Annotated in this window: 24 protein-coding genes and 2 pseudogenes; 8 read left to right on the top strand and 18 right to left on the bottom strand. The window is 72.1% G+C overall.

Going from position 1 to position 25,996, the window contains the following annotated elements:
- Positions 1-158 precede the first annotated feature (158 nt).
- Genes ACQP2H_RS07880 through ACQP2H_RS07865 form a run of 4 tightly spaced genes read left to right on the top strand, consistent with a single transcriptional unit; the run spans position 159 to position 3,562 of the window.
- Positions 159-914, top strand: coding sequence for an amino acid ABC transporter ATP-binding protein (locus ACQP2H_RS07880; protein WP_357537787.1), 756 nt, complete (start codon positions 159-161; stop codon positions 912-914).
- A gap of 57 nt (positions 915-971) precedes the next feature.
- Complete coding sequence (locus ACQP2H_RS07875) at positions 972-1,850, top strand: glutamate ABC transporter substrate-binding protein (protein WP_357537789.1); 879 nt, start codon at positions 972-974, stop codon at positions 1,848-1,850.
- Positions 1,851-1,889: 39 nt separating this feature from the next.
- Entirely contained in the window at positions 1,890-2,597 is a 708-nt protein-coding gene (locus ACQP2H_RS07870) for an amino acid ABC transporter permease (RefSeq protein WP_363823455.1), read from the top strand.
- The gene (locus ACQP2H_RS07865) at positions 2,594-3,562 is read left to right on the top strand and encodes an amino acid ABC transporter permease (protein ID WP_357537793.1); all 969 of its coding nucleotides are present in this window, start codon (positions 2,594-2,596) and stop codon (positions 3,560-3,562) included. The genes ACQP2H_RS07870 and ACQP2H_RS07865 overlap by 4 nt, the downstream gene beginning before the upstream one ends.
- Positions 3,563-3,692: 130 nt before the next feature.
- Here ACQP2H_RS07865 and rny read toward each other — a convergent pair whose 3' ends face one another.
- From rny to ACQP2H_RS07830, 7 genes are all read right to left on the bottom strand, one after another.
- Positions 3,693-5,459, bottom strand: a complete 1,767-nt coding sequence (gene rny, locus ACQP2H_RS07860; protein ID WP_357537795.1) for a ribonuclease Y — start codon at positions 5,457-5,459, stop codon at positions 3,693-3,695.
- Positions 5,460-6,459: 1,000 nt separating this feature from the next.
- On the bottom strand, positions 6,460-7,137 hold the full coding sequence (locus ACQP2H_RS07855; protein ID WP_219468593.1) for a regulatory protein RecX: 678 nt from the start codon (positions 7,135-7,137) through the stop codon (positions 6,460-6,462).
- Positions 7,138-7,151: 14 nt separating this feature from the next.
- The gene (recA, locus tag ACQP2H_RS07850) at positions 7,152-8,198 is read right to left on the bottom strand and encodes a recombinase RecA (protein ID WP_208569362.1); all 1,047 of its coding nucleotides are present in this window, start codon (positions 8,196-8,198) and stop codon (positions 7,152-7,154) included.
- Positions 8,199-8,382: 184 nt separating this feature from the next.
- The gene (locus ACQP2H_RS07845) at positions 8,383-8,583 is read right to left on the bottom strand and encodes a DUF3046 domain-containing protein (RefSeq protein ID WP_091249479.1); all 201 of its coding nucleotides are present in this window, start codon (positions 8,581-8,583) and stop codon (positions 8,383-8,385) included.
- Positions 8,584-8,587: 4 nt separating this feature from the next.
- Complete coding sequence (locus tag ACQP2H_RS07840; RefSeq protein WP_208569361.1) at positions 8,588-9,904, bottom strand: MFS transporter; 1,317 nt, start codon at positions 9,902-9,904, stop codon at positions 8,588-8,590.
- Between the two features lie 120 nt (positions 9,905-10,024).
- The gene (locus tag ACQP2H_RS07835) at positions 10,025-10,720 is read right to left on the bottom strand and encodes a UdgX family uracil-DNA binding protein (protein ID WP_433231850.1); all 696 of its coding nucleotides are present in this window, start codon (positions 10,718-10,720) and stop codon (positions 10,025-10,027) included.
- An 84-nt stretch (positions 10,721-10,804) separates the two neighbouring features.
- Positions 10,805-11,026 (bottom strand): helix-turn-helix transcriptional regulator, encoded by a 222-nt coding sequence (locus tag ACQP2H_RS07830; protein ID WP_208569358.1) that lies wholly within the window; start codon positions 11,024-11,026, stop codon positions 10,805-10,807.
- Positions 11,027-11,343: 317 nt separating this feature from the next.
- Between ACQP2H_RS07830 and ACQP2H_RS07825 the strand changes: the two genes are divergently transcribed.
- Together ACQP2H_RS07825 and ACQP2H_RS07820 are read left to right on the top strand one after the other, a co-directional pair.
- Positions 11,344-11,547 (top strand): hypothetical protein, encoded by a 204-nt coding sequence (locus tag ACQP2H_RS07825; protein WP_363823465.1) that lies wholly within the window; start codon positions 11,344-11,346, stop codon positions 11,545-11,547.
- Positions 11,544-11,804, top strand: coding sequence for a hypothetical protein (locus tag ACQP2H_RS07820; RefSeq protein ID WP_433231846.1), 261 nt, complete (start codon positions 11,544-11,546; stop codon positions 11,802-11,804). The genes ACQP2H_RS07825 and ACQP2H_RS07820 overlap by 4 nt, the downstream gene beginning before the upstream one ends.
- Here ACQP2H_RS07820 and ACQP2H_RS07815 read toward each other — a convergent pair.
- Positions 11,794-13,130 (bottom strand): annotated as a pseudogene (locus tag ACQP2H_RS07815) (aminotransferase class I/II-fold pyridoxal phosphate-dependent enzyme). The gene ACQP2H_RS07820 and the pseudogene ACQP2H_RS07815 overlap by 11 nt on opposite strands.
- Before the next feature lie 38 nt (positions 13,131-13,168).
- Between ACQP2H_RS07815 and ACQP2H_RS07810 the strand changes: the two are divergent.
- Positions 13,169-14,488: a GNAT family N-acetyltransferase gene (locus ACQP2H_RS07810; protein ID WP_433231844.1), complete on the top strand. Its 1,320-nt coding sequence runs from the start codon at positions 13,169-13,171 to the stop codon at positions 14,486-14,488.
- Positions 14,485-15,150: a leucine efflux protein LeuE gene (gene leuE, locus ACQP2H_RS07805; protein ID WP_219468570.1), complete on the top strand. Its 666-nt coding sequence runs from the start codon at positions 14,485-14,487 to the stop codon at positions 15,148-15,150. Before ACQP2H_RS07810 ends, leuE begins: the two co-directional genes overlap by 4 nt.
- Before the next feature lie 121 nt (positions 15,151-15,271).
- Here the strand turns inward: leuE and ACQP2H_RS07800 are convergent, their stop codons facing one another.
- From ACQP2H_RS07800 to ACQP2H_RS07755, 10 genes and pseudogenes are all read right to left on the bottom strand, one after another.
- Positions 15,272-16,201 carry a sporulation protein gene (locus ACQP2H_RS07800; RefSeq protein ID WP_219470788.1) on the bottom strand — a complete coding sequence of 310 codons (930 nt, stop codon included), beginning with the start codon at positions 16,199-16,201 and terminating at the stop codon, positions 15,272-15,274.
- A 303-nt stretch (positions 16,202-16,504) separates the two neighbouring features.
- Positions 16,505-17,569 carry a hemolysin family protein gene (locus ACQP2H_RS07795; protein WP_219468565.1) on the bottom strand — a complete coding sequence of 355 codons (1,065 nt, stop codon included), beginning with the start codon at positions 17,567-17,569 and terminating at the stop codon, positions 16,505-16,507.
- Positions 17,570-17,730: 161 nt separating this feature from the next.
- A pseudogene (locus tag ACQP2H_RS07790) lies at positions 17,731-19,068 on the bottom strand (hemolysin family protein); the annotation flags it as partial.
- A gap of 174 nt (positions 19,069-19,242) precedes the next feature.
- Positions 19,243-19,731: a monovalent cation/H(+) antiporter subunit G gene (gene mnhG, locus ACQP2H_RS07785; RefSeq protein WP_357537805.1), complete on the bottom strand. Its 489-nt coding sequence runs from the start codon at positions 19,729-19,731 to the stop codon at positions 19,243-19,245.
- On the bottom strand, positions 19,728-19,991 hold the full coding sequence (locus ACQP2H_RS07780; protein WP_208569351.1) for a monovalent cation/H+ antiporter complex subunit F: 264 nt from the start codon (positions 19,989-19,991) through the stop codon (positions 19,728-19,730). Before ACQP2H_RS07780 ends, mnhG begins: the two co-directional genes overlap by 4 nt.
- Positions 19,988-20,551 carry a Na+/H+ antiporter subunit E gene (locus ACQP2H_RS07775; RefSeq protein WP_219468561.1) on the bottom strand — a complete coding sequence of 188 codons (564 nt, stop codon included), beginning with the start codon at positions 20,549-20,551 and terminating at the stop codon, positions 19,988-19,990. The genes ACQP2H_RS07780 and ACQP2H_RS07775 overlap by 4 nt, the downstream gene beginning before the upstream one ends.
- Positions 20,548-22,053 (bottom strand): Na+/H+ antiporter subunit D, encoded by a 1,506-nt coding sequence (locus ACQP2H_RS07770; RefSeq protein ID WP_219468559.1) that lies wholly within the window; start codon positions 22,051-22,053, stop codon positions 20,548-20,550. Before ACQP2H_RS07770 ends, ACQP2H_RS07775 begins: the two co-directional genes overlap by 4 nt.
- Positions 22,050-22,502 (bottom strand): Na(+)/H(+) antiporter subunit C, encoded by a 453-nt coding sequence (locus ACQP2H_RS07765; protein ID WP_374197594.1) that lies wholly within the window; start codon positions 22,500-22,502, stop codon positions 22,050-22,052. Before ACQP2H_RS07765 ends, ACQP2H_RS07770 begins: the two co-directional genes overlap by 4 nt.
- 26 nt (positions 22,503-22,528) lie before the next feature.
- Positions 22,529-25,363: a Na+/H+ antiporter subunit A gene (locus ACQP2H_RS07760; protein WP_433231837.1), complete on the bottom strand. Its 2,835-nt coding sequence runs from the start codon at positions 25,361-25,363 to the stop codon at positions 22,529-22,531.
- A gap of 105 nt (positions 25,364-25,468) precedes the next feature.
- Entirely contained in the window at positions 25,469-25,846 is a 378-nt protein-coding gene (locus ACQP2H_RS07755; RefSeq protein ID WP_208569346.1) for a hypothetical protein, read from the bottom strand.
- Positions 25,847-25,996 lie beyond the last annotated feature (150 nt).

The raw sequence follows: 25,996 nt of genomic DNA, 5'->3' as shown, positions 1-25,996 counted from the left end.
ACCGGCCCGTCGGGTGCCGAAATTCGGACGCCGGAGCACACCCGACACCGGTGTTACCTCTCCGTGACCCGTTGGGTTGCGATCCGCCACGTCGCCCCGCCTACAGTGGCCCAACCGGGGGTCGACCGACCCCGCTTTCCGGTACGACGACAGGGACGGTGGACGACGTGGCGACCGGCGAACCGCTGATCGTGCTGGACAAGGTCAACAAGTGGTTCGGCCCACTGCACGTGCTCGACGACGTGTCACTCTCGGTGGGCAAGGGCGAGGTCGTGGTGGTGATCGGGCCGTCCGGCTCCGGCAAGTCGACACTCTGCCGGACGATCAACCGGCTGGAGCCGATCAACGACGGGACGATCACCTTCGACGGCCAGCCGCTGCCGGCCGAGGGGCGGGCGCTGGCGAAGCTGCGCAGCGAGGTCGGCATGGTCTTCCAGTCGTTCAACCTCTTCGCCCACAAGACCATCCTGGAGAACGTCACCCTCGGGCCGGTCAAGGTCCGCAAGGAGAAGCCGGCCGCCGCCCGCGAGCGCGGCCTGGCCCTGCTCGACCGGGTCGGCATCGCCAACCAGGCCGACAAGTACCCGGCCCAGCTCTCCGGCGGCCAGCAGCAGCGGGCGGCGATCGCCCGCGCGCTGGCCATGCAGCCCAAGGCGATGCTCTTCGACGAGCCGACCAGCGCCCTCGACCCGGAGATGGTCGGCGAGGTGCTCGACGTGATGACCTCACTGGCCGGCGAGGGCATGACGATGGTGGTGGTGACCCACGAGATGGGCTTCGCCCGGCACGCCGCCAACCGGGTGATCTTCATGGCCGACGGGCAGCTCGTCGAGGACGCCCCGCCGACGGAGTTCTTCGCCAACCCGCGCAGCGAGCGGGCCCGGGACTTCCTCTCCAAGATCCTCACGCACTAGGCGTCCGTAGTGGAGCGTGCCGGTCACCGGTGCATTCCGACGAAGAAGGAGATCAGTATGCGTATGAAGCGCGTGGCGGCAGTCGCCGCGGCGGCTACTCTGGCGCTCGGCCTGGCCGCCTGCGGCGGCGACGACGCCGACGAGGGCACCGGTTCCGGCAGCAAGTCCTTCGCCGCCGGCAGCACCATGGAGAAGCTCAACAAGGCGCAGAAGATCAAGATCGGCACCAAGTTCGACCAGCCCGGCTTCGGCCAGAAGGGCCTGTCGGGCAAGCCGGAGGGCTTCGACGTCGAGGTCGCCAAGCTCATCGTCAAGGAGCTGGGCATCCCCGAGGACAAGATCGAGTACGTCGAGACGCCGTCGAAGGTCCGTGAGGACGTCATCGTCAACGGCACCGTCGACCTGGTCGCGGCGACGTACACCATCAACGACAAGCGCAAGGAGCGGATCGCCTTCGCGGGCCCGTACTACGAGGCCGGCCAGAACATCCTGGTCAAGAAGGACGACGCCACCATCACCGGGCCGGACTCCTTCAAGGACGGCACCAAGAAGGTCTGCTCGGTGACCGGGTCCACCCCGGCCGAGGAGATCAAGAAGTACGTCAAGGACGTCGGCACCCAGCTCGTGCTCTTCGACACGTACGACAAGTGCCGCGACGCCCTCAAGGGCGGCCAGGTCGACGCCGTCACCACCGACAACGTGATCCTGCTCGGCTACATCGCCAAGGACGAGTCGTCGTTCAAGCTGGCCGGCGAGAACTTCACCAAGGAGCCGTACGGCATCGGGGTGAAGAAGGAAGACAACGACTTCCGCAACTTCGTCAACGACACGCTGGAGAAGGCGTTCAACGACGGCAGCTGGAAGAAGGCGTGGGACGACACCGCCGGCAAGTTCGGCGCGGAGCTGGGCACCGCGCCCACCGTCAACCGTTACTGATCTGACCTCGATCTGGAGGGTGGGGAGGAACACCGGCCCGTGAGTGTGCTCATCGACAAGTTCGACGTCTTCGCGGGTGGTTTCTGGCTCACCCTCCAGATCTGCGTCCTCGCCGCGCTCGGCGCCCTGATCCTGGGTGCCGTCCTGGCGGTGCTGCGCATCTCGCCGGTGCCGCCGCTGCGCGCCGTCGGCACCGCCTACGTGAACATCTTCCGGAACATGCCGCTGACCGTGGTGATGTTCTTCGCCGCATTCGGCCTGCCGGCGCTCGGCTCCAACGCCGACTTCCTGCGGATCCCCGTGCTGGATTCGCTCTTCACCCGGCTCGGCACCGACCTGCCGTACTTCCGGTTCGCGCTGATCGCCCTGGTGCTCTACACCGCCGCGTTCGTCTGTGAGGCGCTGCGCTCCGGGGTGAACGCGGTGCCCCCCGGTCAGGCCGAGGCGGCCCGGTCGCTCGGCCTGACCTTCGGCCAGAACCTGCGGCACGTGGTGCTGCCGCAGTCCTGGAAGGCGTCGGTGGTGCCGCTCGGCTCGGTGATCATCGCGATGATCAAGAACTCGGCGCTGATCGGCTTCTTCGGCGTGGTCGGCGACCTCTCCCAGAGCGCCGACCAGCTCACCTCCGCCGAGGGCTACGCCTTCATCCCGGTCGCCATCGGCATCTCGATCGGCTATCTGATCATGACCGTGCCGCTCGGCGCACTGCTCGACCGGCTGGAGAAGCGACAGGCGGTGGCCCGATGAGTCAGCAGACCAGCGTCCTGTACGACGTCCCCGGCCCGCGCCAACGCCGGATCACCCTGATCGGCAGCATCGTCGCCACCGTGCTGCTGGCCGTCGGAGCGTACTTCCTGATCTACCGCCCGCTGGACGACAAGGGCCAGTTCTCGATGGAGCTGTGGGGTCCGCTGGTCGACCCCTCCCACGAGAACTTCTCCCAGGTGTGGGACCGGATCGGCTTCGGGCTGAAGAACACCCTGACCGCCGCCGTGCTGGCCATCGTCGCGTCGCTGGTGGTCGGCACCCTGCTCGCGGTGCTGCGCATCCAGCTCAAGAGCCTCACCCGGCGACGCTTCACCGGGATGGCCACCCCGGTGGCCTACCTGCTGCGCGGGCTCAGCGTCACCCTCTCGGCGGTCACCCGGGTCTGCGTCGAGGTGTTCCGGGGCCTGCCGGTGGTGCTCACCATCTTCTTCGTGGCCCGGGGCTTCCCCGAGTTCGGCGTCTCCTTCGACTCGCTGTGGTACCTGGTCATCGGCCTGACCGTCTACAACTCCGTGGTCATCGCCGAGATCCTCCGCTCCGGCATGGAGGGACTGCCCGGCGGGCAGGCCGAGGCCGCCGCCGCGATCGGCCTCTCCCCCGCCCAGACCACCCGGATGATCCTGCTGCCCCAGGCGTTCCGGATCATGCTGCCGGCGCTGATCAGCCAGCTCGTCGTGGTGCTCAAGGACACCTCGCTGGGCTTCATCATCAGCTACGAGGAGACCCTCAACATCGGCAAGCAGCTCATCGGCGTGCTGGACAACCCGATCCAGGTCTACGTGGTGATCGCCGCGCTGTTCATCCTGGCCAACTACTCGCTGTCCAAGCTGGCCCAGTTCGTCCAGCGGCGGCTGTCCCGGGGCCGCAAGTCCGTCGGGAAGGCGGCCCCGCCGCCCCCGGCCGCCGCGCTCACCTCCCAGGCGGAGGGCGCGGGCGGCAACTGAACCACCCCGCACGGCACGAGGGCCGGCCCGGATCTCCGGGCCGGCCCTCGTGCCGTGTCGTTCGGTGGTCACCGTGGTCGCGGGTTCCCCTCGTCGCCCGGTGCGGCCGGTGCCGCCGTCCGGTGGCCGGTCAGCGGGCGATCTCGGTGACCCGGGACTCCCGGACCACGGTCACCCGGATCTGCCCCGGGTAGGTCAGCTCCTCCTCGATCTGCTTGGCCACGTCCCGGGCGAGGACCGCCGCGCCGATGTCGTCGACGTCGTCCGGCTTGACCATCACCCGGATCTCCCGGCCCGCCTGCATCGCGAAGACCTTCTCCACGCCGATCTTGCCGGCGGCGATCTCCTCGATCCGTTCCAGCCGCTTGACGTACGCCTCCAGGCTCTCCCGCCGGGCCCCGGGCCGCCCGCCCGAGCAGGCGTCGGAAGCCTGGGTGAGGACCGCCTCGATGGTCTGCGGCGGCACCTCGTTGTGGTGCGCCTCGATGGCGTGCACCACGTCCTCGCTCTCGCCGTACTTGCGGGCCAGGTCGGCGCCGATGATGGCGTGGCTGCCCTCCACCTCGTGGGTGAGCGCCTTGCCGATGTCGTGCAGGAACGCCGACCGTTTGATCGTCGGCACGTCCAGCCGTAGTTCGGCGGCCATGATCCCGGCGATGTGCGCGGTCTCCACCAGGTGCTTGAGCACGTTCTGCCCGTACGACGTGCGGTAGCGCAGCCGGCCGAGCAGGGTGACCAGCTCGGGGTGGATCTCGGTGATGCCCACCTCCACCAGGGCGTCCTCGGCGGCCCGGTGGCACAGCTCCTCCACCTCCTGCCGGGCGAGGTCGTGCACCTCCTCGATCCGGTGCGGGTGGATCCGCCCGTCGAGGATCAGCTTCTCCAGGGTGAGCCGACCGACCTCCCGGCGTACCGGGTCGAAGCAGGACAGCAGCACCGCCTCGGGGGTGTCGTCGATGATCAGGTTGACTCCGGTCACCGACTCGAAGGCACGGATGTTGCGCCCCTCCCGGCCGATGATCCGCCCCTTCATCTCGTCCCCCGGCAGGTGCAGGACGCTGACCACGCTCTCGGCGGTCTGCTCGCTGGCCACCCGCTGGATGGCGTCCACCACGATGTGCCGGGCGCGTTGCTCGGCGGTGTTGCGGGCGTCGGACTCGATGTCCCGCACCAGCAGCGCCGCCTCCCGCTTCGCCTGGGTCTCGATCACCTCGATCAGCTCCGTGCGGGCCGACTCGGCGGTCAGCCCGGCGACGCGTTCCAGTTCCCGCCGGCGCTGTTCCTCGGCCACGGTCAGCGCGGCCTCCCGGGCACTGATCGCCGCCTCCCGCTCGGCCAGCGCGGCGCTGGCGGCGGTGAGCTGCCGCTCGCGTTCGGCCAGCCGCTCCACCTCCTCGGTGTGCAGCCGCTCCCGCTCGTCCATCCGGGCGGCCCGGCGTTCCACCTCGGCCGCCTGCTCCCGTGTCGTCGCGGCGAGCACCGCCACCTCACGCTCACCGCTGCGCCGGGCGCTGGCCCGCAGCTGCTCCGCGTCCGCCTCGGCCTGTTTGTGGGCGCGCTCCAGGACGGTGTCCGCCTCGGCACGGGCGTCGTCGAGGACCCGGCGGGCCTCCGCCCGGGCCGACTTCGCCTCCGCCTTGGCCCCGGCCGCCTCGGCACGGGCTGCGGAGGCGGCGGACTTCGCCACGTCGATGGTGCTGTTCACCTCGTCGGCGGCGGTCCGCAGGGCGGCCAGGGACTGTTCCTGGCGGTCCTTCTCGGCGATGAAGGCGGGGTCCTCCGGGGCGGGAGCGGCACCGATGCGACGCAGCGCCCGTACGCCGATCAGGACGGCGCCGACCACGACCAGGGTGAGGACCCCGACGACGATCAGGAGCACCACGTCGAAGGTGTTCATGCCGGCGTCCCGTCACCGGGGCCGGTGGGCCGCCACACCGCGTCGGCGCACCCGCGCTCGCCACCGCCTGCTGGGGACCCCCGGTCCCTGTGCCGACCCGCCATGGTCGTGCCTCCCCAAACGTCTACGCCGCAGGGGAACCGTGCCGACGGGCACGCACCTCTGCGGCTCTGGACGCCCGACCGAGCGGCTGGCCGTGGGGATAGCTCTCCGTCGGCGGTGCCCATGCGGCATCGCCGACAGCCGGGTGCAGTTGTCGGGTCGGCTCCGGACCGGCTGTCCGGAACGACCGTCAAGGCCGGTGGAGCTGGCCAAAGTGATGCTGTTCTGTTACGAGATCTATGTTGTGCGCTTAGCCTGCGCTGGTCGGGCAAAGTGAGCCTGTATGGCGAGGCTAGGTCTCGGAAGGCCGATCGGTCAAGAACTCATGATCAAACCCCCCGAACGGAGAGAGTTGGCAACGTCACCCACTGGTGATCCAAATCCGGACACCAAGCCGTAAAATTCCCGTTTCATGCGCCCATCGGTCGTCCTCCGGCCGCTATTCCCCTTCGGCACCTGGCGGCCCTCCGCACCCGGGCGTCTCTCCACTCCGCTTGCCGTCCGGACCGGGGCCGGCCTCCGGACCAGCGCCCACACCCCGCTCCGCAAGATCGCACTGTTTCCTGGTTGTAGTGGCCTCCGAAACGACGGATACCACTACAACCAGGTTCGAGCACGATCTTGCGGGGTGTGGGAGTAGGCGGAACCGGTGGCACCGGCCAGGGAGGCTACGCGGGTGAGGATGCGCGCGGGGTCAGTCAGGTGACGCCCAGGGCGCAGGTCCAGACGGGTGGCGGTACGCAGGGGCCAGGTGACGCCCCAGGGCACGGGCGTGTGACGCCAGGGTGGCAGTGTCGGACGGCGGGCGCACCGTCCGGGAGGTACCGGCCAGCACGTCGGCGTCGATCTGCGCCGGTCAGCCCCGCTCGCCCCCGGCACCGGCGTCGATCTGCACCGGTCAGCCCCGCTCGCCCTCGGCATCGGCCAGGGCGTCGGCGTCGATCTGGTCGGCGAACTCGGCGGCCTCGGCGCTCTGGGCGGCGAGGGCATCCTTCACCGCCCGGATCGCCACCCCGGGTGGGTAGCCCTTGCGGGCGAGCATGCCGACCAGCCGGCGGAACACCGCGTCGGGCTCACCCCGGGCGCTGCGCAGCTTGCGGTCGACCAGGGCACGGGCGGTCTCCGCCTCGGTCTCCTCGTCCAGCTCACCGAGGGCCTCGCTGGCCACCTCACCGTCCACGCCACGCTGACGCAGCTCGTTGGCGAGTGCCCGGCGGGCCAACCCACGACCGTTGTGCCGGCTGGAGACCCAGGCCCGCGCGAACGCCGCGTCGTCGATGATGCCGACCTCGTCGTAGCGGTCGAGGACCTGAGCGGACACCTCGTCGGAGATGCCCTTCTTCGCCAGTGCCCCGGCCAGCTCGGCCCGGGTACGCGGCCGCACCGCGAGCTGCCGTAGGCAGATCTCCCGGGCCACCTCGGCCTCGTCGCGGGGCGTCGACTCACCGGGGGTCGGCTCGGTCCCGTCGGCCGCCCCCCGGCGACCCCGCCGGGGGCGGGGCGTCGCGTCGTCAGCTCCTGCACGGGGAGGGGCGGCATCCCAGCCCCGCCCCGTGCGGGCGCGTCGTCCTGCCATTCGACCGCGACCGGTCAGAAGTCGACAGGCGGCAGCTCAGGGCCACCGGCGGCGTCACCCGCGCCGACCCCGACGCCGAGCTTCTCCAGGATCTTCTTCTCGATCTCGGCCGCCACGTCCGGGTTCTCCTTGAGGAACTCCCGGGCCTTTTCCTTACCCTGCCCGAGCTGGTCGCCGTCGTAGGTGTACCAGGCACCGGACTTACGGATGATCGCCTGCTCCACGCCGACGTCGATCAGCGAGCCCTCGCGGGAGATGCCCTTGCCGTACATGATGTCGAACTCGGCCTGCTTGAACGGCGCGGCGACCTTGTTCTTGACGACCTTGACCCGGGTGCGGTTGCCGACCACGTCGGTGCCGTCCTTGAGGCTCTCGATGCGGCGCACGTCGAGCCGGACCGAGGCGTAGAACTTCAGCGCCCGACCACCGGTGGTCGTCTCGGGCGAGCCGAACATGACGCCGATCTTCTCGCGGAGCTGGTTGATGAAGATCGCCGTGGTGCCGGTGTTGTTGAGCACGCCGGTGATCTTCCGGAGCGCCTGGCTCATCAGCCGGGCCTGGAGACCGACGTGGCTGTCGCCCATCTCGCCCTCGATCTCGGCGCGCGGCACCAGGGCCGCCACCGAGTCGATCACGATGATGTCGATCGCACCGGAGCGCACCAGCATGTCGACGATCTCCAGCGCCTGCTCGCCGGTGTCCGGCTGGGAGACCAGCAGGGCGTCGGTGTCGACGCCGAGCGCCTTGGCGTAGTCGGGGTCGAGCGCGTGCTCGGCGTCGACGAACGCGGCGATGCCGCCGGCCCGCTGGGCGTTGGCCACCGCGTGCAGGGCGACCGTGGTCTTGCCGCTGGACTCGGGACCGTAGACCTCGACGACCCGGCCCCGGGGCAGACCACCGACGCCGAGCGCCACGTCGAGCGCGATGGAGCCGGTCGGGATGACCGAGGTCTGGACGACCGGGCGCTCGCCCAGCCGCATCACCGACCCCTTACCGAACTGCTTGTCGATCTGAGCGAGAGCAAGGTCGAGTGCCTTCTCCCGGTCGGGCCCTGCGGCCATGTTTGCCACTCCTGCCTTCGCCGGCGTCTTTCCTGAGCTTCGCGTCACGCGGACACGCTAGGCGCTGGGTCCGACAGAAAACCAGCCGACGGGCCGTGAGCTGTGGACGAGCACCCCGCTGTGGACAATAGCCGAACAGGTGTACGAGCCGGCAAGTGACACGCGGAAGTGGCGGAACGGCAGCTCAACGTAGCCGTGCGGGCACCCGGTCGGGGTATGCGGCGACCACCGCCCGCCACACGACGTGGGTCTGCTCACCAGCGGCGAGGGCCTGGGTGATGGTCCGCCCGTCGAGCTGGGATAGCACCTGGTCGCTGGCGATGCTGGCCGCGTAACCCGGCCCGAAGGCCTCGTCCAGCCGGGTCCAGAAGTCGGTCAGCCGCACGTGATCACTCCTCCTCGTCGGGTGCCGTCGGCGGCACCCGACGCAACGCTAGCGCCACCAACGGCACCACCGCGATCGCCGCCAGCAGGGTCAGGGTCGGATAACCCGCCACCCGCATGACAAACCCGCTGGCCGCCGCCGCGCCCGCCCCCGCCAGCCCCATCGTCAGGTCGGACAGCCCCTGCACGCTGGGGCGTACCCCGGACGGCACCGCCTCGGACAGCAGCGTCGAACCGGCCACCATCGTCGCCGACCAGCCCAGCCCGAGCAGGGCCAGGCCGACCGAGAGACGCGGCGTGTGGTGCCCGGCGGTGCCGGCCACCGCGCACGCGGCCAGCAGCGTGCCGACCCCACCGAGGATCACCGCACGCCGACCCAACCGGTCGGTGAGCCAGCCCACCACCGGGGAGAGGGCGTACATGCCGGCGATGTGCACGCTCAGCACGATGCCGACGACACGCAGCACATCCGCGTCGGAGTGCGACTCGCCGAGACGTACCGGGGTCATCGCCATCACCGCGACCATCACCAGGTGGCCGATGGCGACGGCGGCGATGCCCAGCCGGGCCGCCGGCCGGCCGCGCACCACCCGCCAGGCCACCCGCATACCGGCCCGCCGCGCGCCCGGCGCGGTGGTCGCCGCCGGTGGGGCGGCCCCGGCCGTTGTCCCGGCGTCGGCCGCCGCGAGCCGCCGCGCGGTCAACAGCGGATCGGGCCGCAACAGCAGCAGCAGTACGACCGCAGCCACGCCGAACGCGACGGCGCTGAACGCGAACGGGCCGGACAGCGACGGCAGGCCCCATCCCCGGGTGACCCCGTCGGCGAGCGCGGCGAAGTTGGGTGCCGCCACCGAGCCGATGGTGGTGGCCCAGACGACCAGGGAGAGTTGCCGGCCCCGGCGGGCCGGCTCGGCGAGGTCCACGGCCGTGTAGCGGGCCTGGAGGTTGGCCGCCGTGCCCCCGCCGAACAGCAGCATCCCCAGGAAGAGCAGCGGCACCGCACCGGTGGCCGTGGCGAGCACCACCAGCAGCGCCCCGACCGCCCCGACCAGGTACGCCACCACCAGTCCCGGGCGACGCCCGTGCCCGTTCATGATCCGGGTGACCGGTACGGCGAGCAGCGCCGCGCCGACCACCCCGCAGCTCTGCGCCAGCCCGGCCACGGCGGTGCCGGCGACCCGGGCCGCCAGCAGCGCCCCGACCGAGATCCCGATGGCCACCCCGACCCCACCGATGATCTGCGTGACGAAGAGCAGCCGCAGCGTGCGCCGCTGGATCGGGGCGACGTCGGGCCGGGTGGGTGCGCGCAGGTCGGCGGTCATCACACGCTCCTGGTTCGGGGAGCCCATCGTCGCGCAGCCGGCCCGCCGCCCGCACCGGGGTTACCGGTCGACGCGCGGCGGCGCGGGACGGGGCCCGGTGCCCGGTGCCGTCGTACCCGGTCAACCGGTCAGGGCGCGGGCGGCCACGGTGAGGTCGTCGACCAGCCCCCGGTAGGCGATCTCCTGGCTGTCGGCGCGCAGCACCGCCGACGGGTGGATGGTGGCCAGCAGACGGGCGGCGGGCGCATCCGTACCGGTGTCGTCCACCGGCGCCCGGGTGAAGTCGTCCGGGTGCTCGGCGGCGGCCGGCCAGGGCAGCAACGCGCCGCGCTGCCGGGTGACCCGGAACGCCGGACCGAGCAGGGCCTTCGCCGCCGTCGCGCCGAGCACCACCACCAGTTCGGGGCGGAGCCGGGCGAACTCGGCGACCAGCCACGGTCGGCAGGCGACGATGTGCACCTGGTCCGGGGTCTGGTGGATGCGCCGCCGGCCACGAAGCTCGTGTCGGAAGTGCTTCACCGCGTTGGTGATGTAGAGGTGGGCCGGGTCGAGGCCGGCGTCGTCGACCGCCCGGCGCAGCAGCCGGCCGGCGGGACCGACGAAGGGCAGCCCGTGCTGGTCCTCCAGGTCGCCGGGCTGTTCCCCGACGAAGACCACCCGGGCGCTCTCGTCGCCCCGGCCGAAGACGGTCTGGGTGGCGTCCCGGTGCAGCTCGCAGCCCCGGCAGCCGGCAGCGGCGGTACGCAACTCGGCCAGTGTGCCGGCCTGCGGCGGGATGAACTGTCGGGCACCGGGTGGGGCGGTCTGCTCGGCCATGGCGACTGTTCTACCCGGTCGCACGGAAGGTCCACGAAGGACCCGCCGGGCTCCTCGGAGGCAACCCGTCAGGCGAGGACTCGCCTAAGCTTCCTCGTCGCTTTCGAGCAGGTGAGGACGTTTCTCGGCGATCCACGCCTCCACATCGGACTTCAACCAGATCTGACCCATCTTGAGGACAGCTGCCGGAGCCGGGAAATCCCGACGGCTGATCAGGATGTAGGTGCGCTGCCGTGAGATCCCCAGACGTTCCTGGATCTCGGCAGCTCCCCACACCTCCAGCCGCGTGCCTTTGAGCAGTGCCATAGCGGTGAGCGTAGGTCCGATTTGCATTGTTATGAGTAGTACTCTACTACTTAGACAAGCTAAATAGGCTCTGGTTATAGTTGGACTACTGTCAACCCTTAACCCTGGTCGAGGAGCGTCCGGCATGACTCGTTGCAAGTGGTTCCACCGGCCTGCTGAACCTGTCGATGTCGTACAGCAGGCCAGGTCGCTCCCCCCGGCGGCGACATCCGAGCGGGACGCCACCGCCGACCGGCGAGCCGCGCCCCGACGACCGGGCCCCGAGGCCGGGTGGGGCACGCGCCACCCACGCAGGCTCAACCGGGGGGCCTGGCCGCATGTATGAGCAGCGACCCGCCGAGCCGCCGTTCGTCGTGGTCATGGCCGGCTACGTCGTCGACTTCCACCATCGCAACGCCTGCTCCCGCTGCCAGCCGGACGGCTCCTGCGACCGCCTGGCCGACGCGGGCGAGACGCTGCGCGTCTGGCGCGAGCGACGCGTGCAGCGGGCGTTGCGCGCGCGGGACCAGGAGCGCCGATGAAGGCCGGTGACCTGGTGTACGTGACCAGGGCCGCCAGCGTGCAGTTTCTCCGCCCCATCCGGTTCCGGGTCATCCGGGTGCTCGACTGGCCGACGTACGACGGCTGGGTCTGGCTGGAGGGATACCAGCTGGACGCGGCCGGGGACGCGGTCTCCCGGCGGCGGATCTTCGTCCAGCCGGCGGGGCTGACCGCGCCACCCGCCCCCGCCCCCGCGCAGCCCCGCAGGAGCAGACCGACGACACGGGTCAGGCGGTGAAGCCGATCGGGTCGGCGGGGCGGACCGCCGCCGCGACCGCGTCGGCCAGCGGCGTGAGGTCGGCGTCGTCGAGCGAACTGACCGTGATCCGCACGGCGGGCGGGGCACCGAGCCGGGAGAGGCCACCGGGCGCAACCGACCAGCCGGCGTCCCGCAGGGCGGTGACCGTGATGGTCTCGTCGGGCACCGGCAGCCAGACGTTGATGCCGCTGCGGCCGTGCGCCACCACGCCCCGGTCGGCGAGCGCGGCGAGCAGGCCGGACCGGCGGCGTTCGTAGGCGTCGGCGGCCCGGTGGATCAGGGTGGTGGTGGCCGGGTCGCGCCAGAGCGACAGGACGAGTCGTTGCAGGACGGTGGAGACCCATCCCGCGCCCACCCGGGCCCGGCCGGCCACCCGGGACACCGTCACCTCGTCACCGGCCAGCACCGCCAGCCGCAGGTCGGGCCCGTAGGGCTTGCTGACCGAACGGACGAACGCCCAGGTCGCCGTGGCCCCCGCCAGCGGGTGCAGCGGCAGCCGGGACAGCTCGGCGGCGTGGTCGTCCTCGATCAGCAGCAGGTCGGCCCCGGCGAGCAGCGCCCGCAGGGCCTCGGCCCGGCCGGCGGAGACGGCGGCACCGGTCGGGTTCTGCGCCCGGCTGGTGACCACCAGCGCCCGCGCCCCGAGGGTCAACGCGTCGCGCACCCCGGTGACGGTGGGCCCCTCGTCGTCGACCGGCACGCCGACCGGCCGCAGGCCGAGCGCGGCGACCAGGTCGAGCAGGTTGGCCCAGCCGGGGTCCTCCACCGCGACCGCGTCACCCGGGCGCAGGTGGGAGGCGAGCAGCCGCTCGATGCCGTCGAGCGCTCCCCCGGTGACGGTCAACTCGTCGGCGGGCACCCCGTCGGCGGCGAGCCGGGAGCGGGCCGCCTCGGCCAGGGCGGGGTGCACGCCGGTCGTGGCGTACCCCACGGGGGGACCGATCCCGGTGGCGAGCGCGGCCAGGTGCGGGCCGAGCGGCGGCAGCAGCCGGGGGTCGGGTTGGCCCTGGGACAGGTCGCGGGTGCCGGGGGCGGGGGCCGGGTGCCGGGCGGCCCGGGGGGGGCGACCGGCGGCCGGGGCCGGACCCGGGTGCCGTGCCGGCCGGCCGTGACGACCAGACCCCGCTGGCGTAGCTCCTGGTAGGCGCGGGCGACGGTGGCCGGGCTGACCGCCAGCGTCGTGGCCAGGGAGCGGACCGGCGGCAACGCGTCGCCCGCCGCGAGCACCCCGGTGCGGATGCCCGTTTCCACACTCGCCGAAATCGCGGCGGACGTGGACCCGAGGATCTGATAATGTGCTGCCACAGTTTCAGGATCGTACTAGAACAACGTCTGGATGTCACATGTACGCGCCGACCGCACGCACCACCGCCAGCCGCACCCGGGACAGGATGAGCTACGACCGGGCCGCCGCCCACGCCGTGCTCGACGAGGCCTACCACTGCGTGCTGGGGTTCGTGGTCGACGGTGAGCCGCGTCTGCTGCCCACCCTGCACGTCCGGGTCGGTGACACCCTCTACCTGCACGGGTCCACCGGCAGCCGGCCGCTGCTCGCCGCCCGGGGCGAGGCCGGGCTGCCCGTCTGCGTCACGGTGACCCTGCTCGACGGGCTGATCTACGCCCGCTCGCAGTTCCACCACAGCGCCAACTACCGGTCGGTCGTCGCGCACGGCACCGCCCACCTGGTCACCAGCGAAGACGACAAGCGGGCCGCGATGACCGCCCTGGTGGAAAAGGTCGGGGCGGGGCGGGCCGCCGACAGTCGTCCACCGACCCGTCGGGAGCTGGCCGAGACGGCGGTCCTGGCCCTGCCGCTGCGCGAGGTGTCGGTGCGGGCCCGCACCGGCGGGGTCCGCGACGAACCGGCCGACCTCGACCTGCCGCACTGGGCCGGGGTGGTGCCGCTCCGGCTGACCGCCGGCCCGCCCGAGCCGGACGCCGGGGTGGTCGCGCCGGTCCCGGGCTACCTGCCCGCCACCGGCTCGCCGACGCCGGGCTCCACCGGGTCACCGACACCTGTCGTCAGCCTGCCGGGGCCGGATTCCGGCGCTGCACCGTGGTGGGAGCCGGTGCCGCTGCACGGCGCGCACGTGCTGCTGGAGCCGTTGACCCCCGCGCACGCCGACGAGTTGTTCGCCGCCACCGCCGAGCCGGAGGTCTGGGCCCACCTGGGCCACCCGCTGCCCGCCGACCCGGCCGCGATGCGGGCGGTCGTCGCCGCCGCGTTGGCCGCCCGACAGGACGGCGACCGGGTGCCCTGGGTGCAGCGCTGCGCCCGGACGGGAGCGGTCGTGGGCACCACCTCCTTCTACGAGATCGACCCGCAGCGGCACAGCGTCGCGATCGGTTACACCTGGCTCGGCCGCCCCTGGTGGCGCAGCGGCATCAACACCGAGGCCAAACTGCTGCTGCTCGGGCGGGCGTTCGACACGCTGGGGGCGGTGCGCGTGGTCTGGCACACCGACATCCGCAACACCCGGTCGCAGGCGGCGATCGCCCGGCTCGGCGCGACCCGGGAGGGCGTGCTGCGCATGCACCGGCAGCGTCCGGACGGCTCCTGGCGCGACACCGTCCAGTACGCGATGACCGTCGATGAGTGGCCGAACGCACAGGCCAGGCTGCGGGAAAGACTTCGCGGCACCACCCCGGTGGGGCGAGGATGACGGGCGTGCTGGGCATCACCGACATCTGGACTTACGTGTTGGGCACCGTGGCGATCGTCCTGCTGCCGGGGCCCAACTCCCTCTTCGTGCTCTCCACCGCCGCCAAGCGGGGCGTGGCCGTCGGCTACCGGGCGGCTGGTGGGGTGTTCCTCGGCGACGCGGTGCTGATGTTCCTGTCGGCCGCCGGGGTGGCGTCGCTGCTCAAGGCGTACCCGCCGCTCTTCCTCGTGATCAAGTACGCGGGCGCGGCCTACCTCGGGTACGTGGGGCTGACCATGCTGCGCGCGGCCTGGCAGCGGTGGCGCGACCGCCACGATCCGGCGGCGCCCCGGCTGATCGACGCGGCCGAGCCGGCGGCGCTGCGCAGCCCGTTCCGCAAGGCACTGGTGATCAGCCTGCTCAACCCCAAGGCCATCCTCTTCTTCATCTCGTTCTTCATCCAGTTCGTCGACCCCGGCTATGCCTGGCCGGCCCTGTCGTTCCTGCTGCTCGGGCTGATCGCCCAGGTGACCAGCGTGCTCTACCTGACCGCGCTGATCTTCGCGGGCACCTTCCTGGCCGCCCAGTTCCGGCAGCGCCGCCGGCTGGCCGCCGGGGCCACCACCGGTGTCGCGATGCTCTTCCTGGGCTTCGGCATCAAGCTCGCCACCGCCTCGGTCTGACCCTCCCCGGACGCACGACCGGGCGGCGACCCCCGACGGATTCAGCCACCACCACCGGGGGCGATGCGGTGGGCGCGGGCGGATTCAGGTGCCACCACCACCGCCGGGGGCGCGGGCGGATTCAGGTGCCGTCACCGCCACCACCGCCACCACCGATGCCACCTCCACCGCCGGTGCCGCCCAACCCGTAACCGGGTCGCACCGGCGTGTCAGGTCGGCGGCTGACGTGCGCCGACTCGGTGATCCGGGCCGACCAGTGCGCGTTCGAGGCCGCTGCCGCGTGCCGGTTGATCGCCGCCCGCAACCAGCCGTCCACGACGGAGACCCAGTCGCGTTGATCGGCACCGGTGTGCCAGGTCCGGAACCGGCTGATGCTCTGATGGCTGATTCCGGTCAGCGAGAGCCGCCGGTCCATCCAGAGCAGCACCTCCAGGCCGGCGGAATTGGTCACGAAGATCAGCTCCAGCTCGGTGATCGGCCCGGCGTACAGCGGGGCGACCCAGTAACCGAGGCGTTCGTGCACCGGCAGGCTCTGCTCGACCCCCGGCAGTCGGCTCGACACCAGGCCCGCCTGCCGCAGGACGAAGCCGAGCGTGTCCAGGGCCGCCAGCACGTGCTGCTGGGTGGGCAACGGGTGGACGAAGATCGGCACCATCGCGCCCTGCTCCAGCTCCGGGTCCACCGACACCTCGGTACGCAGCCCGGTGCGTAGGCTCATCAACGGCACCCCACCGAAGATCGTCACCGGCGTCTCCCACGGCAGGGGTACGGCGAAGTCGATGGCCCGCCGCCGCCCGGCCGGTACGACGAACCGACCCCCCACCGTCACCTGGTGGTACTGCACGAGGTGACGGGGTGAGCGGGGGTCGTCAGGTTCGGCAGTCGCCACCAACCCGAGCCGTACGTGCCGCACCGGCACGTCCTGCGCCCCGGCGCTGAGCATCACCTGCCCCGGCAGCCGCAGCCCCGGGCGGGTGCTCGGGTTGGTCAGGGTGGTGCTCACCGCCAACCCGGTCGCACCGGACTCGTGGGACACCCCGGTCAACCGCATCCCCGCCACTCCCCCGTCCTCCGCCCGCCGCCCCCGACCCGGCAGTCGAGGTGTCCCCCGACCGACCAGGCAGGAGCCGGCCCTGACCTACCCGGCGGGTGGCGGTTTCCCCCTGATCGGCCGGGCACTCCTCGACCACCCCGACGGAACGACCCCGCCCCGGGGCGGGGCGGGGTCGTTGATCGACTCCGTTGGGCCGAGGTAACGGGTCCACCGCACCTCGATGCCGCCACCTCGGGGGCAGCCGGTGCACCACCACTGCTCGCCGGAGCCTCAACCGCGTCGGCCCGGCCGGGCCGACAGTCAGCGCAGGCGGCGGCCCCGGGGGATCGGGTCGGTCTCGTCGTCGAACTCGCCGATGACCTCTTCGAGCAGGTCCTCCAGAGCCACGAATCCGATCGGCCGGGTCGGCCCGCCGCCGTTACGGACCAGCGCCAACTGGGCCTGGTCGGCGCGCATCGCGGCGACCGCCTCGGTGACCGAGGAGGTGGCCGGCAGGGTGAACGAGCGGCTCATCAGCTCGGCGGCGGTGGCCGCCCGGCCGGTGGTGACCGCCCGGACCGCCTCCCGGACGTGCACCAGCCCGCACACCTCGCCGCCGCCGTCGAGGACGGCGAGCCGGGACCGGCCGCTGTCCCGGCTGACCTGTTCGATCCGCTCGGCGGTGTCGTCCCGGTGGACCGTGACGATCTGGTCGAAGGGTTCCATCACCTGGGCGACGGTGGTGCCCTGCAATTCCAGCATGCTGGTCAGCATCTGGTGCTGCTCGGCACCGAGCAGCCCGTGCTCGCGGGACTGCTCCAGCAGGATGCGCAGCTCGTCCGGGCCGTGTACCTGGGCGAGCTGGTCCTGCTGCTGCACCCCGACCAGTCGCAGCATCGCGTTGGCCAGGGCGTTGAGCAGGGACAGCACCGGCCGGGCGACCCGGGCGAAGGCCCGGAACGGCAGCGCCAGCAGCGTCGCCGAGCGCTCCGCGTCGGTGATCGCCCACGACTTCGGGGCCATCTCGCCGACCACCAGGTGCAGGAACGTCACCAGCCCCAGCGCGAAGATCAACGCGATGATGTGGCTGGCTGCCGCCGGTAGCCCGACGGCGTGCAGCAACGGGCTGAGCAGGTGCTCGATCGCCGGCTCGGCCAACGCGCCCAGGCCCAGCGTGCACAGCGTGATGCCGAGCTGCGCGCCGGCCAGCATCAGGGACAGCTCACGTACCCCGTCCAGGGCGGCGCGGGCCGCCCGGCCGCCACCGGCGGCGGTCTGTTCCAGCCGGTAGCGCTTGGCCGCCACCAGGGCGAACTCGGCGGCCACGAAGAAGCCGTTGAGGGCGAGCAGCAGCACCGAGACCAGCAGTGCGACAACGGGGCTCATGAGCGCTCCTCCCGACCCCGGGCGACGTGCACGTCCGGGCCGTTGCCGGTGGCGCGGGCATTCGTGCCCCCGGCACGGTCGCCCCCGCCGCCGGTGGCGCGGACGTTCGCACCACGGCGTCGGTCGCTTCCGCTGCGGGCGGTCCGGGGCTGCGTGCCCGTACCCGGGTCGGCGGCCATCGTGAGCCGCACCGAGTCGGCCACGTGCCGGTCCACCGCGAGCACCTCGATCAGGGCTTTCGGGCGTTCCGTGGGCTCGTCGCCGTCGGCCGGCAGGACGACCTCCAGTCGGTCACCGACCTCGGGCACCCGGCCCAACTCCCGCATGACCAGCCCGGAGAGGGTGTCGTACTCGGGGGCCTCGGGCAGCGAGATGCCGGTGCTGTCGGCGACCTCGTCGATGCGCCAGCGGGCCGGCACCACCCAGGAACCGTCCTCCTGCCGGGCCGGGGCCCGGTCGGGCGGGTCGTCCTCGTCGCGGATCGGCCCGACCAGTTCCTCGGCGATGTCCTCCAGGGTGATCACGCCGGCGAAGCCGCCGTACTCGTCGACCACGCAGGCGAGCTGCCGGTGCCCGGACCGCAGCCGGTCCAGCACCGTGGGCAGCGGCAACGTCTCCGGCACCAGCAGCGGCGGTACGGCCACCGCGCTGACCGGGGTGGTGGCGCGCTCGGCCGGCGGCACCCCGAGCACGTCGGCGATGCCGACCACGCCCACCAGGTCGTCGACGCCTTCGGCACCACGTACCGGGAAACGGGAGTGACCGGTGTCGAGCAGCTCGACCACCCGGCTGACCGGCTCGTGTGCCCGGATGGTGTGCACGTCGACCCGGGGGACCATGGCCTCCCCGGCGGTCAGCTCCCGGAAGTCGAGGCCCCGGTCGAGCAGGTCGGACATCTCGGCGTCGAGGTGCCCCTCCTCCCGGGACTCGGCGATGATCTGCTCCAGGTCGGCCGGGGTGGCGCCGCTGGGCAGCTCCTCGATCGGCTCGATGCCGAGGCGGCGCAGCAACCGGACGGCGGCCCGGTCGAAGAGCGTGATCAGCGGCCCGGCGATCTTCAGGTAGATCAGGGTGGACCGGCTCAGCGCCCGCGCCAGCGTCTCGGGCCGGGCGATGGCCAGGTTCTTCGGGGCCAGCTCACCCAGGACCATCTGCACGACGGTGGCGATGACCAGCGCCAACGCCACCGACAGCGGCAGGCTGACCCCGGTGGAGACGCCGACGCCGCCGAACAGTTCGGCCAGCCCGGCACCGAGGTAGGGCTCGGCGGCGTAGCCGACCAGCAGGGCGGTCACGGTGATGCCGAGCTGTGCCCCGGAGAGCATGAACGACAGCCGCCCGGTGACCTCCAGGGCGCGGGCGGCCTTGGCGTCGCCGTCGTCGGCGAGTTGCTTGAGTTTGCCCCGGTCCACGGCGACGTAGCCGAACTCCTGGGCCACGAAGTAGCCGGTGGCGGCGGTGAGAACGATGATGAGTGCGAGGCCGACGACGATCAACACGGGTCGCTCAGGGCTCCCGTGGACGTCGGGGCGGGGGATTGCCGGGCACGACCCGGCTGGCTACTGCTGCCCTCCTGGGCAGAAGAGTCGATCATCCGGCAATTCTATCGGCGCTCGCTGGAAGCCCGCTGAGGGTGGGCACAAAGTGCCTGCTCCTCCCCGTTGTCCGCGGCGTCACTCCCGCTGTCCACCGGGCCCGGACCGGGGGTCACCGCCTTCGGCCTGGGAGTCACCGTCCCCGGACCGGGAACCACCGTCCCCGGAACGGGAACCGTCGTCCCCGGACCGGAAGTCGGCACGCTCCGGCCGGGGGCCAGCCGGCTCGGGCTGGTGTCCGGCCAGCTCGTCGACGTCGAGCAGGCTGCGGTCCACCCGACCCGACCGGTAGGCGGCCCGGCCGATCATCTGGGCGGCGACCGGGGCGGTGGCCAACTGGAAGACCCCGACCAGCATGATCATGCCCAGGTCGGCGGCGGTACGCAGCCGCAGCGCCAGCCCGACCAGCAACAGCAGCACCCCGAGCACCTGGGGTTTGGTGGCGGCGTGCATCCGGTCCAGCACGTCCGGGAAGCGCAGCACACCGATCCCGGCGGCGAGACTGAGCAGTGCCCCGGACACCAGGGCGACGGCGGCCAACCAGTCGACCACCGTACCCACGCTCACGACTCCTCCCGGGCGGCGAAGCGGACCAGGGCGACCGAGCCGACGAAACCGAGCAGGGAGAGCACCACCAGCACCGGCAACGTGGTGGCGTGCCGGTTCACCGCCGCCTCCGCGCCGACCGCGCTGAGCATCGCGGCGAGCAGCAGGTCCGCGGCGATGACCCGGTCCAGCAGCGACGGCCCCCGGTAGATCCGGGCCAACGCCAGCAGCGCGGTGGTCGACAGCAGCACGGTCAGGACGACGGCGAGGACGACGGTCACGGTGCCTCCGTGGGTTCGGTGAGGAGCTGTCGCAACTCCGCCTCGGAGCCGACGGCACGGACGATGCGTTCCTCGACGGCGAGGATCCGCTCCCGGCTGCCGCTGATGTCGGCCGGTGAGCGCACGTCGAGCACGTGCACGTAGAGGACGCCGGACTCCCGGTCCACCTCGACGATCAGGGTGCCCGGCACCAGGGAGAGCAGTTCGGCGGTGAGCGCCAGGTTCAGGTCGGTGCGTACCCGCAGCGGCACCCCGATGATCGCGCCGCGCGGGCGGAAGCCGGGACGCACGGCGATGGCGGCGACGTGGATGCTGGCGCTGACCAGTTCCACGACGAAGGTGCCGGCCAGCACCAGCAGCGCCCGGGGTCGCAACCGGCCGCCGAAGGAGACCGGCGGGAGCGGGAAGAACAGCAGCACCGACCCGCCGACCAGCAGACCGGTGAGGACGTTCGCCGGGGAGAAGTGGCCCCAGAGCAGGTTCCAGACCACGACCAGCCAACCGAGGGCGATGAGCTGGTCCCGACGTCGTCCGGTGGGTCGTGACGACGCGCCGCTCACGGTGGACCGCCGGGCAGGACGGCCCGCACGTACGGGGTGCGCAGCCGCAGGTCGACGGCGGCGTCGGCGGTGACCTGGAACAGCGGGCCGGCGGCGACGGTCAGGGCCAGCCCCAGCACCACCAGGGCGGTGGTGGCCCCGACCATCAACCCGGGGAGCCGGACGACCGGCTCGGCGGTGGCCAGTTGCGGGGCCCGCCAGAACGCGATGTTCCACACCCGGGAGGTGGCGTAGAGGGTGAGCAGGCTGGTCACCGTGCCGGCGACGACCAGCACCCAGGGCAGTGGGCCGCCCTGGGCCACCCCGGCCTGGAGCAGACCGACCTTGCCGAGGAAACCGGAGAACGGTGGGATGCCGGCCAGATTCATCGCGGGGACGAAGAAGAGCACCGCCAGCAGCGGGGTGACCCGGGCCAGGCCGCCGAGCCGGCGCAGGTCGGTGCTGCCGGCCCGCTCCTCGACCAGGCCGGCGACCAGGAACAGGGTGGTCTGGATGGTGATGTGGTGCACCACGTAGAAGATCGCGCCGGAGAGCGCGGCGGTGGTGCTCAGCGCCACCCCGAAGATCATGTAGCCGATGTGGCTGACCAGCGTGAACGAGAAGAGCCGCTTCATGTCCGACTGGGCCACCGCGCCGAGCACGCCGACCACCATGGTCAGCCCGGCCCCCACCATCAGCACGTTGGCCACCTGACCGCCGGGGAAGAGCAGCGTCTCGGTCCGGATGATCGCATAGACGCCGACCTTGGTGAGCAGGCCGGCGAAGACGGCGGTGACCGGTGCCGGGGCGGTCGGGTAGCTGTCCGGCAGCCACGCGGAGAGCGGGAACATCGCCGCCTTGATGCCGAACGCGAGCAGCAGCATCAACTGCAACGCCAGCCGTACGCCGTCGGGCAGCGCGTCGAGTCGACCGGCGAGCTGCGCCAGGTTGAGGGTGCCGGTGGCCGCGTACACCAGGCCCACCGCGGCCAGGAAGATCATCGAGGAGAGGATGCTGACCACCACGTACGTCGAGCCGGTGCGGATCCGGGCCTCGGTGCCACCCAGGGTGATCAGCACGAAGCTCGCCGCGAGCAGGATCTCGAACCCGACGAAGAGGTTGAACAGGTCACCGGCGAGGAACGCGTTGGTGATCCCGGCGGTCAGCACCAGGTACGTCGGGTGGTAGATGCTCACCGGCGCCGACTCGCTGGTCTCGGCGCGGCCCTGGCCGATGGAGTAGAGCAGCACGCAGAGCGTGACCGCCGAGGAGACCACCAGCATCAGCGCGGCGAGCTGGTCGGCGACCAGCACGATGCCGACCGGGGCGGGCCAGCCCCCCACCTCGGTCACCACCGGCCCGTCCCGGTGGGCCCGCACCAGCAGCAGCACCGCGACGACCAGGTTGGTGCCGAGCGCGACCACGCTGACGGTGCGCTGCAACCGGGGTCGGTTGACCAGGATCAGGGTGAGGGCGGCACCGAGCAGCGGCACCACCACCGGGAACGGTAGGAGCGCGGTCATCGCGTACCCCCGGGTCGGCGTGGCCCCCGCTGGGGCGGCTCGGGGTCGACCTGTTCCGGGTCGTCGCCGGGTCCCTCGCCGCCGAGATCGGCGTTGGCCACCTCGTTGCGGGCGGCGAGCGCGACGATCTGCTGGTCCTCCACGTCGTCCTGCACCTCGTCGTTGCCGCCGAGATACCAGCTGCGGTACGCCACGGCGGCGAGGAAGGCGGTCAGCCCGAAGGTGATCACGATGGCGGTGAGCACCATCGCCTGCGGCAGCGGGTCGCTCATCTCGTCCTCCGGGCCGGTGCCGACCACCGGAGCCACCCCGGAACGGCCACCGACCAGGATGAGCAGGTTCACCCCGTTGCCGAACAGGATCACCCCGAGCAAGATCCGGGTCAGGCTGCGCTCCAGCAGCAGCGTCACCCCGGTGGCGGTGAGCAGGCCCACGGCGATCACCAGCACCAGCGTGGGTCCCGCCCCGCCGCCCCTCACCGTCGGTCCCCCTCGTGGTCGACGACGAGCCCCCGGTCGGACTTGCCGGCCGCCTCGACGTGCCGGTCGATCTCCGCTCCGAGGCTGCGCAGGATGTCCAGCATCAGCCCCACCACGATCAGATAGACGCCGATGTCGAAGAAGAGCGAGGTGACCAGGTACGGCCCACCGAGGCCGGGCAGCGGCAGGTCGACCTTGGCGCTCTCCAGCACGGTCCCGGTGGTCAGCAGGGACAGCACGCCACCACCGACGGAGATCGCCAGGCCGGCCCCGAGTACCGTGCCCGCCCCGATCGGGGCGGCCTCGGCCAGTTCGTACCGGCCGCCGGCCAGGTAGCGCACGGCCAGCGCCAGGCTCGCCACCAGGCCACCGGCGAAGCCGCCGCCGGGTGCGTTGTGGCCGGAGAAGAGCAGGAACAGCGAGAAGAGCACGATGGTGTGGAACAGCAGCCGGGTCACCACCTCGAAGACGATGGACCGGCGTCGCGCGTGCAGGGTCGCCCCGCCACGTAACCAGACCGGCCGGTCGTCGTGTCGGGGCGAGGCGGGTTCGACCCGGCGGGGGCGCGGTCCGGTGCGGGACCGCTCGAAGATCAGGCTGGCCACCCCGGTGGCGGTCACCACCAGCACCGAGATCTCACCCATGGTGTCCCAGGCCCGGATGTCCACCAGGGTCACGTTGACCACGTTGCGCCCGTACCCCTCGGCGACGGAGAGCGCCGGGAACGCGGTGGAGATGGGCACCGCGGTGCGGGCCCCGGAGGCGATCAGCGCCAGCCCGGCCAGCACCACGCCCACCGCGACGCCGAGCACCCGGCGGGCCCACCGGCTGCGGCGCAGCGGCCGGGCGGAGAACCGCTCCGGCAGCCGCCGCAGCACCAGCACGAAGACGGCGATGGTGGAGGTCTCCACCAGGAACTGGGTCAGCGCCAGGTCGGGTGCCCCGTGCAGCACGAACAGCATCGCGGTGCCGTAGCCGGTCACCCCGACCAGCAGCATCGCGGTCAGCCGTCGTCGGGCGTTCACCGCGAAGACCGCCGCGACCCCGATCACCAGCCCGACCACCAGTTGCAGCGGGCTGTCCCAGAGCGCGATCCGGGTGTGCCACGGGCTCGTGCTGACCAGGGCGGTGCCGGGCACCAGCACCAGGGCCAGCAGGACGGTGCCGAGATACAGCGGCAGTGAGCCGCGCTGGGTGGCGCCGGTGACCTCGATGGCCAGCCGGTCGAAGTGGTGGGTGGCCCATTCGTACCCCTGGTTGCCGGTGAACGGCAGCTTCCAGCGGGCCAGCGCCGGGGCGAGCGGGCCGCGTACCGCGTGCAGCACGGCCCCGCCGGCCAGCGCCAGCGCGGACAGGCCGAGGGCGGGGGTCAGGCCGTGCCAGAGGGCGAGCGTGTCGTGCGGCGGGCCGAAGAGTTCCGCGTACGGGCCGAGCAGGCCGTCGAGCGCGGCGGCGGTCGGGCCGGCGACCAGCCCGGCGACCGCGAGCAGGGCGGGTGGGACGAGCATCGGCAGCGGGATCGGTTCCGGTGCGGCCTCGGCGGTGCCGGGGCGGGTGGCGAAGGCACCCCAGAGGAAGCGGATGCTGTAGGCGACGGTGAGCACGGTGCCCAGGACCAGCCCGGCGAGCACCACCGGGCGGGTGGCCAGCGCGGTGAAGACCGCCTCCTTGGCGACGAAGCCGAGCAGCGGCGGCACGCCCGCCATCGAGGCGGCGGCGAGCGTGGCGACCACCGCCAGCGCCGGGGCCCGACGGCCGAGGCCGGAGAGTTCCCGCAGGTCGCGGGTGCCGACGTCGTGGTCGATGATGCCGACGACGAGGAACAGGGCGGCCTTGAACAGGGCGTGGGCGAGCAGCATCGCCACCCCGGCGAGCGCGGCGTCGGCGCTGCCCGTGCCGATCGTCACGGTCAGCAGGCCGAGTTGGCTGACCGTGCCGTAGGCCAGCAGCAGTTTCAGGTCGCACTGGCGCAGCGCCGCCCAGCCGCCGGCGAGCATGGTGACCAGGCCGAGGGTGAGCAGCACCGGCCGCCACGGGCCGGTGTCGGCGAGCACGGGGGCAAGCAGGCCGATCAGGTAGACGCCGGCTTTGACCATCGCCGCCGCGTGCAGGTAGGCGCTGACCGGGGTGGGCGCGGCCATCGCCACCGGCAGCCAGCCGTTGAACGGCACGATCGCCGATTTGGCCAGCGCGCCGGTCAGGATCAGCAGCACGGCGGCGACCAGCGTCGCACCGCCGGGCAGGGGGGCGGCGGCGATCTCCGACCAGCGGTAGGTGCCGGCGTGCCCGCCGAGGATCAGGAAGCCGAGCAGCATGGCCAGCCCGCCCAGCGTGGTGACGGTCAGCGCCTGGGCCGCCGCCCAGCGGCTGGAGCGTCGCTCGGTGCTGTGCCCGATGAGCAGGTAGGAGAAGACGGTGGTGAGTTCCCAGAAGACGTAGAGCAGCAGCAGGTCGTCGGCGAGGACCAAGCCGAGCATCGCGCCGGCGAAGGCGACCAGCACCGCGACGAACCGGGGCAGGCCCACCGCGCCGGGCGCGAAGTACCGGCCGCAGTAGACCAGCACCAGCGCGCCGATCGCGCCGACCAGCAGGGTCATCAGCCAGGACAGCGTCGTCATCCGCAACGCCACGTCGAGGTCCAGCTGCCCGATCCACTGGTACGTCTCGACGACCGCGCCCCCGTCGCGGACCGTCGAGGTGCGGGTCAGCGCCCAGCCGAACGCGGCGGCGGGCACCAGCGCGAGCGGATAGCAGGCGCGCGGACCCCACCACCGGACCAGCAGTGGCGCGAGGAGCGCCGCCACCAGGTGCAGGAGCAGCAGTACGAGCACGCGTCCTCCCGTCGAACTGGCGGCGCATACCGGGCGAATTGTCCCGTTCCGCACCGATCACACGCCAGTTCAGCCCCCGGTGGGGGCTTTTCGGGAAATCGCCCGTCAGCCGGGCGGAGTCTCGCCGCCGGGGAGCGCGGGCGTCAGCGCCCGCCGGGGCTCGACCAGCAGGTCGGGGCGACCGAGCTGGAGGGCGACCTTGTCGACCACCCGCTGGGCGACGGCGAGCGAACGCACCGGGAGCAGCTTGCCGCGGCTCTCCCGGCGGAGCACGAAGTAGTGCACGGCGACGCGCACCTGACCCCGGTCGGCCGCGCTGGCCTGGGCGGTGGAGACGACCAGCTCCCGCAGGCTGTCGGCGAGGCGCTCGGCCAGCTCCAGCTCGGGGCCGCGCAGGCTGGTCCGCAGGGCGGTGAGATGCCCTTCGACCTTGCGGATGAGCACGTCGGTGCCGGGCGTCGGGCCACGCTCCTCGACGAACATCCGATTCCTCTCACCCGTTGCGGCAGTCCGAGTGAAGTTACTTTATGTTGTGGGTCGCAAGCAAGCAGTTAAGTAAGACTTAACGTACTAATCGGCTAATTCGCTATTCTCTCGCGGCGTCGGACAGTCCAGCATCCGCGCCGGCCAGAT

The sequence above is a fragment of the Micromonospora sp. CA-248260 genome, from assembly GCF_050942205.1.
Lineage (GTDB): Bacteria > Actinomycetota > Actinomycetes > Mycobacteriales > Micromonosporaceae > Micromonospora > Micromonospora antibiotica.
This window is presented reverse-complemented; position numbering and strand designations above follow the sequence as displayed.